The following is a 10,846-nucleotide window of genomic DNA, read 5'->3' as shown; positions in this document are numbered from 1 at the left end:
AAAGCCCTAGCTTATTGCTAGAGGCTTAATCTACTACTTCTATTTTAAATTAAGTAGGTTTTTTTGTAAAATCCTACTCATTTTTCATTAATATTTATTTGAAATAAGTTGTAAATATCCTCTGTTATATGTGGGTTCAAATAAATAAAAAACTACTGTAATAACAGTAGTTTTTATGATGGCTCGGGACGGAATCGAACCGCCGACACGAGGATTTTCAGTCCTCTGCTCTACCGACTGAGCTACCGAGCCAAATATATGGCGGTCCCGACCGGGATCGAACCGGCGATCTCCTGCGTGACAGGCAGGCATGTTAACCGCTACACCACGGGACCAATACAATAATTATAAATGAAAGTGACCCGTACGGGATTCGAACCCGTGTTACCGCCGTGAAAGGGCGGTGTCTTAACCGCTTGACCAACGGGCCATAATTTATGTATAAAAGATGAGCCATGAAGGATTCGAACCTTCGACCCTCTGATTAAAAGTCAGATGCTCTACCAACTGAGCTAATGGCTCGTATAAAAAATACTAAAATAAATGTAAGTCATTAAAACTATTTACTAGTTATGACGACAAGATTCATTATAACACGTAAACAAACAGTAACACAATACTTTTTTTGAGAATTATCTTGTAAAAGAAAATAAAAGCCCTTAAAAATCATTTTAAGGGCTTTATTTTTTTATTATGCACCGAAAACATTACGAACAATATTCGTTTGATTACGGTCAGGACCTACTGAAAATACAGATAATGGGATTCCAACTAGTTGAGACACACGTTCAACATAATGTCTTGCATTGACTGGAAGTTCGTTAAGATCTTTTACCCCAGTGATATCTTCTGTCCAACCTGGAAGCTCTTCATAAACAGGCTCGCACTCTGAAAGCTGTTTTAAGCTAGCAGGGAACTCATTAATCGTTTCTCCACGGTATTTGTATGCCACACAGATTTTCACTGTTTCTAGGCCAGTTAATACATCAATAGAATTAAGTGAAAGATCTGTAATACCACTTACACGTCGAGCATGACGAACTACAACACTATCAAACCAACCAACACGTCTTGGTCTTCCAGTTGTTGTACCATATTCACGACCTACTTCACGAATCGTGTTTCCAATTTCATCATGTAACTCAGTTGGGAATGCCCCTTCTCCAACACGAGTTGTATAAGCTTTGCATACGCCTACAACATGATTAATTTTTGTTGGTCCTACTCCAGATCCAATTGTTACTCCACCTGCAACAGGGTTTGAAGAAGTAACAAATGGGTAAGTACCTTGGTCGATGTCTAACATTACACCTTGAGCACCTTCGAATAAAACGCGTTTTCCACCATCAATTGCATCATTTAAAACAACTGAAGTATCGCAAACATATTTTTTAATTTGTTGACCAAATTCATAATATTGCTCAAAGATATCATTAATATCTAGACTATTTGAATCATACATCTTTTCGAATAAATTATTTTTTTCTTCAAGATTACGTTTTAATTTAATATAGAACTCTTCTTTATCAAGAAGATCCGCCATACGTATACCAACACGAGCAGCTTTATCCATATAAGCTGGGCCAATCCCTTTTTTAGTTGTTCCGATTTTATTATCACCTTTACGCTCTTCTTCAAGCTCATCTTGCTTTAAGTGATATGGTAAGATTACATGTGCACGGTTACTGATACGTAAGTTATCAGTTGAAACACCTTTATCATGTAAATACGCTAGCTCTTGAACTAACGCTTTAGGATCTACAACCATTCCGTTTCCAATAACACAAATTTTTTCCGAGAAGAAAATACCTGATGGAATTAAATGAAGTTTGTATTTTACGCCATTAAAAACAATTGTATGACCTGCATTATTACCACCTTGATATCTAGCAACTACTTCTGCCTGCTGAGATAAAAAGTCTGTAATTTTCCCTTTTCCTTCGTCTCCCCATTGAGAACCAACTACTACTACTGATGACAATGTACTGCACCTCCGAATAAAATTCGCTATTTCCGAACTAAAACCAAACCTAGTATATCAAACTTACGTTATTTGTCAATTATTCTATTCGTTTTTTTCGGTTTTCACTTTTCTTCGTTCGTAATTACATGAAAAAAACTTATGTTTTTAGTTTACCCTAACCAAAAAAAATAATCACATAGAATATCTATGTGATCAAATTTAACCTGTAGGCGCATGCTCATCGAACCTTCGCTCTAAGTTAACGAATTTATTATATTCTTTTACGAATGCCAGTTGAACTGTACCTACCGGGCCATTCCTTTGCTTAGCAATAATGATTTCAATAATATTTTTATTCTCAGATTCTTTATCATAGTAGTCATCACGATATAAGAAAGCAACGATATCAGCATCTTGCTCAATACTTCCAGATTCACGAATATCAGACATCATTGGACGTTTGTCTTGTCTTGATTCAACGCTACGTGAAAGCTGAGAAAGTGCGATTACAGGAACTTTTAACTCCCTAGCTAGTGCTTTTAGTGAACGTGAAATCTCAGAAACTTCTTGTTGACGATTATCTCCGCCACCTCTGCCACTACCTTGAATCAGTTGAAGATAATCAATTAAGATCATTCCCAACCCATGCTCTTGCTTCAATCTTCTACATTTAGCACGAATGTCATTTACACGAATACCAGGTGTATCGTCTATATATATACCTGTATTCGCCAAACTACTAGCAGCCATCGTAAGCTTATTCCAGTCTTCTTGTTCAAGATTACCAGTACGTAGTGCTTGAGCGTTTATATTTCCTTCCGCACAAAGCATACGCATTACTAATTGATCTGAACCCATCTCTAGACTAAATATAGCTACATTTTCATCTGTTTTCGTAGCAACATTCTGTGCAATATTTAAGGCAAAAGCTGTTTTACCTACAGAAGGACGGGCAGCAACAATAATTAAATCATTGGGCTGAAAACCGGCAGTCATTCGATCTAAATCTGTAAAACCTGTTGGGATACCAGTAATATCCCCCCGCTGATTAAATAACGTTTCTATCTTACTGAATGTATGGAAAACAACATCTTTAATATTTTGAAATCCGGACACATTTGTACGCTGTGATACTTGTAATATGTTCTTTTCAGCTTCATTCAAAATAACATCAACAGGATGTTCAGATGCATAACCTTCATTTGCGATATTTGTGGCCGTTCTAATTAATCTTCTTAATGTTGATTTTTCCTCAACCATCTTTGCATAGTAATCAACATTTGAAGCTGTCGGAACAGACGCTAATAAATCATTTAAATATGACACGCCTCCTACCTCTTCTAGCAATCCTTGATTTGCTAGCTCAGAAGTTAGAGTGATGACATCTAAAGGCTCATTTCTTGAAGAAATATTTAACATCGCTTCAAATAACTTTTGATGAGCAGCTCGATAAAAATCATCTGGTAAAAGCCGTTCTGAAGTTGGTATTAAAGCATCTGAATCTAACAAGACTGCTCCTAATACTGCTTGTTCAGCTTCTATATTCTGTGGTGGAGTACGATCGTTTAACAAATCACTCATTTTTTGTCCTCCAGATGCTTAAATTACTTATTGTTCCTTCACGTGTACTTTTAATGTTGCAGTCACTTCTTGATGAAGTTTAACTTTAATGTTTGTTACACCAAGTCCACGAATTGCATCATTCATTTCAAATTTACGCTTATCTAGTTTAATTCCATGAGCTTTCTGTAGCTCTTCAACAATTTGTTTACTAGAAATTGAACCAAAAAGACGGCCACCTTCTCCAGATTTCGCTTTTAGTTCAACAGTAATACCTTCAACTGTTTCTTTTAGCTTCTTACAATTTTCTAATTCTAAAGCAGCATCTTTTGCTTCTTTATTTTTTTGCGCATCAAGCGTTTTTACATTACCGCCTGTTGCTTCAACTGCATAACCATTCTTAATTAAAAAGTTATGTGCGTAACCATCTGCAACGTTTTTAACTTCCCCTTTTTTACCTTTACCTTTTACATCTTTTAAGAAAATTACTTTCATTTGTTAGTTCTCCCTTCGATATATTGATCAATTATTTTCAATAATTTTATTTCTACTTCTCGAATTGAAGAAGATTCTAGTTGCGCGGCTGCATTTGTTAAATGCCCACCACCGCCAAGCTCTTCCATGATGAGTTGAACATTTATATCTCCTAATGATCGGCTGCTTATGCTGACAAGATTATCGTTACGCTTTGCAATAACAAAAGATGCTATTACGTCAGTCATCGTTAATAAAGTGTCTGCAGCTTTAGCAATTAACACCTGATCATAGTTTGTATTTTCTTTACCATAACTGATCGCAAAGCCGTTCTTGTACATGTATGCCTCTTCAATCAGCTCTGATTTACGGATATATTCATTCATATCTTGCTTTAATAAATTTTGAACAAGAATCGTATCAGCGCCATTTGAGCGCAAATAAGATGCTGCATCAAACGTTCTTGCACCTGTTCGGAACGTAAAACTTTTCGTATCAACAATAATGCCTGCTAGTAATGCCGTTGCCTCAAGTATACTAAGCTTTATCTTTTTCGGTTGATATTCTAATAACTCTGTAACTAATTCAGCTGTAGAGGACGCATAAGGCTCCATATACACAAGAATAGCATCTTTTATGAAGTCTTCCCCTCTTCGATGATGGTCAATAACAACGATTTTGTCAGTTGCTTCTAGTAGTGACTCCACTTCCACCATTGTAGGTCTGTGCGTATCAACAACTATAATTAATGTGTCCTCAGTTACCAACTCTTTAGCTTTCTCAGGCGATATGAAGCATGTCATATATTGTTCGTTTTTTGTCATTTCTTTCATCAAACGATTTACACTTCTATCTACTTCGTCTTTTTTAATGACAACATAACCATTGACCTCATTATGCGTAACCATTTTTAAAATACCAACAGCAGAGCCTAGCGCATCCATATCTGGTAATTTATGACCCATAATCATTACATTCGAGCTACTCTTCATTAAGTCCCTTAATGCATGGGAAATTACTCGAGCTCTAACCCTAGTTCGTTTTTCAACTGGATTTGTTTTGCCACCAAAGAACTTTACTTTCCCGTTAAGATTCTTCACTGTTACCTGGTCACCACCACGCCCTAATGCCAAGTCTAATCCAGACTGTGCAAGTTGACCAAGTTCAGGTAGATTCTCACTACCAATTCCAACCCCTACGCTTAACGTGATTGGTAAATTTCGTTTTGTTGTTTCATCTCTGACATGATCAAGAATCGCAAACTTATTACTCTCTAAAACGTTTAAGATTCCTTCATTTAAAACAGCGTACAAACGATCTGAAGAAACTCTTCTTAAAAATATGCCATGTTTATTGGCCCAGCTATTTACTATCGTTGTCACTGTTCCATTGATAGTAGAACGTTCTTGATCATCTAAACCTTGCGTCATCTCATCGTAATTATCAAGTAGAATAACCGCGATAACTGTTCTTTGATCCTCAAACAATTTCTCCATTTGCGCTTGTTCAGTGACATCAAATAAATAAATATATCGTTCTTCTCTCTTAATGACCACTCGGTACGTTCTCTTATTAATCGTAATAACATCTTCTTTTTTCTCTTTCTTTGAAATCAAAGACATTAGACCATCTGACAGGTCATAAATATGTTTTCCGATTAACGATTGGTCGTCCAAAATATGTGTAATATATTGATTGCCCCATTCGATATGGTACTCTTTATCATAAAGTAACACACCGATTGGCATTTTTGTAATTGCTTCATTACTTAAATTTTTCACTCTCGACATAACTGATTCAATATACATATCTAAAATGTGTCGATACTTTATTTCAATCTTTACAACTAAAAAGATAACGAATAGAAAGATGATAATAAAGATAATACCTAGCTGTGGACGTATATAAACTACAGTTCCTATTAGAAATATCGCAAGAGCAGTTAATAGATAGACGGGAATAAGAAACACCTGTTTCTTATGAAAATCTTGCATAAGTTCAGCCCCTAAATCAAATAAAATCTAACTTCTATACAAAATAAGATTATTTTTACCTATTCTGCCAAATATAAAACCACAAAATAGCTTATTTCTTCATTCTATTAAAAATTCCAATTGAAATAATTCCAATTAATAAAACAAAAATCATTAACCCGTTAATCAGTAGACTTGCAATTAATATTATTATTGGTACTGCTTTAGATAGTTTTCTAATATGACTAAAATAAAATATCGCAGCAAATCCTTGTGTTATCACTAAAATGTGTAATACATAAGATATGTTCATAACAGCTGTATAAAAGAATCCATTTGGTTTAGATCCAAAATAAGAAAGAATCGTGATAATCAAATACAACCACATAAACCCTAATGGTAACCTGAATTCTCTAAACGGCTTAAATTTAGGCGTTTTAAAGCTTAATCTTCTTACGATAGGGAATGATAATAGCTGTGTTAAAAATGCCATAGCAAAACCTAACATTAACATAATAGATGGTACTAAAACAGGTAGTAATTTCATTGCTTCAGTTATAGACTTAACATTCTTTTCATTATAAGAAACACCTAAATCAGAATATAAATTCTTACTTGTTTCAAGTAACTCAGTCATTCTTGTTGTTGCAATGTTTGAAATATTAATATCAAACATAAGTTGTACTATTAAGTATATTAGTACTATATGTATGAAATATAAAAATGTACTAGTTAATAAAATTTCTCCTTTACTTCTTTCCTTTCTAAGTTGATAGCCTATTGCAATACCAACTGTCGAAAACATTAATGTTCCCAAGATAAAAGAAGCTTGAGTGATGACGAGTGTCAGTCCTAATGCAACACAAATCAGTAAAAGAGATTCCTTAATAGAATATTTCAAGCTAAATATGATAAATGGTAGGGGCATTAAATAAGTTAGTACAATTGAGAGAAATGGTACATATGTAAGCAGCAATAGCATAATTGAGTAAAATGCTAACAGCACTGCCCCCTCGGTTATAAAGCGAGTCGATTTCAAAATATGGCTCCTTTCAACTAAACCAATAAAATATCGGTAAGCATACTAATACTTATTTTACCATAAATTATTAAAAAAAATAAAAAGTTCATTAGTTCCCTTAAAATACAAAAAAGTACAGCACGAGAATGCTGTACTTTTTATTATTCAGCTTATTCAGCTACGTATGGTAATAATGCCATTTGACGAGAGCGTTTAATTGCAATCGTTAATTTACGTTGGTATCTAGCTGATGTACCAGTTACACGACGAGGTAAAATTTTACCACGCTCTGATACGAAACGTTTTAATAACTCAGTATCTTTATAGTCGATGTTTGTAATGCCGTTTGAAGTAAAGTAACAAACTTTACGACGCTTAGCACGTCCACCTTTACGTCCACCCATTGCCATCTTATTTCCCTCCTTCTTTTTTAAGAATTGTTTTTAGTAATGTTTACCGTTCAACATTACGCCATTTTTATTAAAAAGGAAGATCATCATCAGTGATATCAATTGTTTTGCTTGTCCCACCAAATGGATCATCATTAAAGCTAGGCTTTTGAGATGGTGCTTCAAAAGGATTTCCAGCGTTAAAGCCTTGTTGGTTTTGTTGGTTCGTATTAAATGAACCACCTTGATTGCCTGATGCATTTCTTGGCTCTAAGAATTGAACTGAGTCTGCAACAACTTCTGTTACATAAACTTTTTTACCATCTTGGCCATCGTAACTTCTAGTTTGAATACGTCCTTCAACGCCAGCTAAGCTTCCTTTTTTCAAGAAGTTCGCAACGTTTTCAGCCGGTTTTCTCCAGATAACGCAGTTTATAAAATCTGCTTCTCGGTCTCCTTGCTGATTTGAGAAGGCACGATTTACAGCTAGAGTAAATGTAGCTACAGCAACCCCACTTGGTGTATAACGTAAGTCTGGATCCTTTGTTAGACGACCTACAAGCACAACACGATTGATCATCTGATTCTTACCTCCCTAAGGCATTTCAAAAATTATTATTTGTCATTTTCACGGATAACGATATGGCGAATGATATCTTCGCTGATTTTCGCTAAACGATCGAATTCTTGTACTGCATCTGGGTTAGCAGAAACATTTACAAGCATGTAGTGTCCATCACGGAAATCGTTAATTTCATAAGCTAAACGACGTTTACCCCACTCTTTAACGTTTGTGATTTCTGCACCTTGTTCAGTTAAAACGTTGTTAAAACGCTCAACTAAAGCTTTTTGCGCTTCGTCTTCCATGTTTGGTCGAACGATGTACATGATTTCGTATTTATTCATCACAATGTCACCTCCTTTTGGTCTAACGGCCCAGTTAAGGGCAAGGAGCAATTTATATAATCACTCACGAGATAAAATTATAGCATAAAAGATTTTATATAGCAAACCAATAAAATATTTGCTACTTATTACACATTAAAGCGGAAATGCATTACATCTCCATCTTGAACGATATATTCTTTCCCTTCAAGACGCACTTTTCCAGCTTCTTTAGCTAATGGCATTGAACCATAAGTTGCTAAATCTTCATATGATACAGTTTCTGCACGGATAAATCCACGTTCAAAATCAGTGTGAATTACGCCTGCACATTGAGGTGCTTTCATACCCTTTTTAAATGTCCATGCACGTACCTCTTGTACACCTGCTGTGAAATATGTCGCTAATCCTAATAGGTGATAAGCAGCTCTGATTAATTGATCAAGACCTGATTCTTCAATACCAATTTCTTGTAAGAATGAACGCTTTTCCTCATCATCTAATTCAGAAATTTCTTCCTCAATTTTTGCACTAATCACAATAACTTGAGAACCCTCTTCCGCTGCAAATGCTTTAACTTTCTCAACAAACTCATTTGATGATGGATCAACAATATCATCTTCACCAACGTTAGCAATATAAAGCATTGGCTTCGTCGTTAATAAATGTAATCCCTTTACAACCTTCATTTGTTCTTCAGTAAATTCTACTGAACGAGCAGGCTTGTCACTTTCAAATGCATCTCTTAATTTTACTAAAATTTCATGTTCATAAGATGCATCTTTATCTTTTTGTTTCGCTAACTTAGCAACGCGATCAATTCTTTTTTCTACCGATTCTAAATCAGCAAGAATTAACTCTAAGTTAATCGTTTCGATATCTGAAATTGGGTCTACTTTACCTGAAACGTGTGTGATATTGTCATCTGCAAAGCATCGTACTACCTGACAAATTGCATCTACTTGACGAATATGTGATAAAAACTTATTTCCTAAACCTTCACCCTTACTTGCACCTTTTACGATTCCTGCAATATCAGTAAATTCAAAAGTTGTTGGCACAGTTTTTTTCGGTTGAACTAATTCAGTTAATTTTTCTAAACGATAATCCGGTACTTCTACTACACCTACGTTAGGGTCAATTGTACAAAACGGATAGTTTGCTGATTCAGCACCAGCTTGCGTAATTGCATTAAATAATGTTGACTTCCCTACGTTTGGTAAACCTACGATACCTGCTGTTAATGCCATAGTTTCCACTCCTATACGAACTTAGTTAATCTTTCACAATTATATTGATTTCAAAAAAAAATAACAAGAAAATCTGAATATTATTTCTTACATACGAAAGGCATCTATTAAGAGCAGTAAAAAAGTTTGCTCTTACTAGATACCTTTTTAATAATCTTTTTACCTATTCTTCAGCTTTCGTTAATACCTTTTTTAGTTTACGTGAAAACTCTTTGCGCGGAATTAAAACACTATGTCCGCAGCCTTCACATTTTAAACGGATATCCATCCCCATACGGATAATTTTCCATTTATTCACACCACATGGATGTGCCTTTTTCATTTCTACTATATCATTTAAATCAAAAACTTTCTCTTCCATGCGACTATTTCACTTCCTTAAATAGTAGAATTAAGACTGTGCCTTTTCATTATTAGGTTCTGGTTGTCTATATAATACCATTTTTGGATATGGAATTTCTATGTTATTTCGTTCAAGCACTTCTTTAATCTCTTTTCGAATTGCTCTTGAAATTTTAAATTGTGCCATTGGTTTTACTTCTGACGCAATTCGAATCACTACTTCAGAAGGGCCAAAGCTTTGAATACCAAGGTATTCTGGCGCTTTTGCCATTTCTTCATATCGTTCAGGCATTTTCACCAAGTGCTCTTCAATAACTGATTGAGCATGCTCAATATCGCCTTCGTATGAAATACTGATATCAACCATTGCAACTGAGTTATGCAAAGAAAAATTAGTTACTTCAGTGATCATACCATTTTGAATAATATGCAACTCACCCGTCGCACTTCTAATTTTTGTTGTTTTTAAACCGATTGATTGTACCGTTCCCTCGAATGTTTGGACTCTAATATAATCCCCAACCGAAAACTGATCCTCAAATAAAATGAAGAAACCTGAAATGATATCCTTCACTAAGCTTTGTGCACCAAAACCTAATGCAACACCACCAACTCCGGCACCGACGATTAATCCTCTAGTTTCAACACCAAAGATCGGTAAAATCGTAAGGACTGCAATAAAAAACACAACATACGCAATAACATTTTCTAACAATCTAACTAATGTAACAGATCGCCTTTCCGAAACTTGCAAAGGTCCTCTTGCTTGTACTTTTAGAAGTCGGCGAATTAATTTTCTTCCAAATTTAATCGCTAAAACAGATACGATAATGATAACAACTACTTTTATCGAAGAAGTCCATAGAGTATCCCATTGACTCTGGGTTAACATACTTTCTTTTATCTTTGTTTCTGCTTCATTTAATGTATTTTTCATCTAATCCCCCTAACTCACTTCCTATTTCTTCAAAAGTTATACTAAACGAATT

At 35.0% G+C, this 10,846-nt stretch carries 11 protein-coding genes and 4 tRNA genes; all 15 read right to left on the bottom strand.

The genetic code is table 11. The annotated features are described in order from the left end of the window. Positions 1-179 precede the first annotated feature (179 nt). Positions 180-252: transfer RNA gene (locus V7056_RS11665), tRNA-Phe, on the bottom strand. 7 nt (positions 253-259) lie between these two features. Further along, positions 260-335: transfer RNA gene (locus V7056_RS11660), tRNA-Asp, on the bottom strand. Between the two features lie 23 nt (positions 336-358). Next, a tRNA-Glu gene (locus V7056_RS11655) sits at positions 359-430 on the bottom strand. Positions 431-449: 19 nt separating this feature from the next. Next, positions 450-522: transfer RNA gene (locus V7056_RS11650), tRNA-Lys, on the bottom strand. 169 nt (positions 523-691) lie between these two features. After that, positions 692-1,981 (bottom strand): adenylosuccinate synthase, encoded by a 1,290-nt coding sequence (locus tag V7056_RS11645; protein ID WP_499702089.1) that lies wholly within the window; start codon positions 1,979-1,981, stop codon positions 692-694. A gap of 201 nt (positions 1,982-2,182) precedes the next feature. Further along, complete coding sequence (gene dnaB, locus V7056_RS11640) at positions 2,183-3,544, bottom strand: replicative DNA helicase (RefSeq protein WP_499702088.1); 1,362 nt, start codon at positions 3,542-3,544, stop codon at positions 2,183-2,185. Between the two features lie 27 nt (positions 3,545-3,571). Beyond that, complete coding sequence (gene rplI / locus V7056_RS11635) at positions 3,572-4,018, bottom strand: 50S ribosomal protein L9 (RefSeq protein WP_499702086.1); 447 nt, start codon at positions 4,016-4,018, stop codon at positions 3,572-3,574. Next, positions 4,015-5,991: a DHH family phosphoesterase gene (locus tag V7056_RS11630; RefSeq protein ID WP_499702084.1), complete on the bottom strand. Its 1,977-nt coding sequence runs from the start codon at positions 5,989-5,991 to the stop codon at positions 4,015-4,017. The genes rplI and V7056_RS11630 overlap by 4 nt, the downstream gene beginning before the upstream one ends. 91 nt (positions 5,992-6,082) lie before the next feature. After that, on the bottom strand, positions 6,083-7,009 hold the full coding sequence (locus V7056_RS11625) for a YybS family protein (RefSeq protein ID WP_499702082.1): 927 nt from the start codon (positions 7,007-7,009) through the stop codon (positions 6,083-6,085). Between the two features lie 152 nt (positions 7,010-7,161). Beyond that, the gene (gene rpsR / locus V7056_RS11620; protein ID WP_499702143.1) at positions 7,162-7,395 is read right to left on the bottom strand and encodes a 30S ribosomal protein S18; all 234 of its coding nucleotides are present in this window, start codon (positions 7,393-7,395) and stop codon (positions 7,162-7,164) included. Between the two features lie 76 nt (positions 7,396-7,471). After that, complete coding sequence (gene ssb / locus V7056_RS11615) at positions 7,472-7,960, bottom strand: single-stranded DNA-binding protein (protein ID WP_499702081.1); 489 nt, start codon at positions 7,958-7,960, stop codon at positions 7,472-7,474. A 35-nt stretch (positions 7,961-7,995) separates the two neighbouring features. Then, positions 7,996-8,286 carry a 30S ribosomal protein S6 gene (rpsF, locus tag V7056_RS11610; RefSeq protein WP_499702079.1) on the bottom strand — a complete coding sequence of 97 codons (291 nt, stop codon included), beginning with the start codon at positions 8,284-8,286 and terminating at the stop codon, positions 7,996-7,998. Between the two features lie 128 nt (positions 8,287-8,414). Beyond that, positions 8,415-9,515: a redox-regulated ATPase YchF gene (gene ychF, locus V7056_RS11605; RefSeq protein ID WP_499702077.1), complete on the bottom strand. Its 1,101-nt coding sequence runs from the start codon at positions 9,513-9,515 to the stop codon at positions 8,415-8,417. A gap of 163 nt (positions 9,516-9,678) precedes the next feature. After that, the gene (locus V7056_RS11600) at positions 9,679-9,876 is read right to left on the bottom strand and encodes a DUF951 domain-containing protein (RefSeq protein WP_499702075.1); all 198 of its coding nucleotides are present in this window, start codon (positions 9,874-9,876) and stop codon (positions 9,679-9,681) included. 30 nt (positions 9,877-9,906) lie between these two features. Further along, entirely contained in the window at positions 9,907-10,749 is an 843-nt protein-coding gene (locus V7056_RS11595; RefSeq protein ID WP_499702141.1) for a mechanosensitive ion channel family protein, read from the bottom strand. Positions 10,750-10,846: the final 97 nt, after the last annotated feature.

It is taken from the genome of Bacillus sp. JJ664 (genome assembly GCF_036962205.1).
Classification (GTDB): Bacteria; Bacillota; Bacilli; order Bacillales; family Bacillaceae_G; genus Gottfriedia.
Note: the sequence above shows the minus strand (reverse complement) of the source record. Positions and strands in the feature narration are given on the sequence as shown.

Excerpts from the sequence above, each read along its gene's own strand:
- dnaB (WP_499702088.1), bottom strand. The coding sequence starts at position 3,544 with ATGAGTGATTTGTTAAACGATCGTACTCCACCACAGAATATAGAAGCT.
- rplI (WP_499702086.1), bottom strand. The coding sequence starts at position 4,018 with ATGAAAGTAATTTTCTTAAAAGATGTAAAAGGTAAAGGTAAAAAAGGG.
- V7056_RS11630 (WP_499702084.1), bottom strand. The coding sequence starts at position 5,991 with ATGCAAGATTTTCATAAGAAACAGGTGTTTCTTATTCCCGTCTATCTA.
- rpsR (WP_499702143.1), bottom strand. The coding sequence starts at position 7,395 with ATGGGTGGACGTAAAGGTGGACGTGCTAAGCGTCGTAAAGTTTGTTAC.
- ssb (WP_499702081.1), bottom strand. The coding sequence starts at position 7,960 with ATGATCAATCGTGTTGTGCTTGTAGGTCGTCTAACAAAGGATCCAGAC.
- rpsF (WP_499702079.1), bottom strand. The coding sequence starts at position 8,286 with ATGAATAAATACGAAATCATGTACATCGTTCGACCAAACATGGAAGAC.
- ychF (WP_499702077.1), bottom strand. The coding sequence starts at position 9,515 with ATGGCATTAACAGCAGGTATCGTAGGTTTACCAAACGTAGGGAAGTCA.
- V7056_RS11600 (WP_499702075.1), bottom strand. The coding sequence starts at position 9,876 with ATGGAAGAGAAAGTTTTTGATTTAAATGATATAGTAGAAATGAAAAAG.
- V7056_RS11595 (WP_499702141.1), bottom strand. The coding sequence starts at position 10,749 with ATGTTAACCCAGAGTCAATGGGATACTCTATGGACTTCTTCGATAAAA.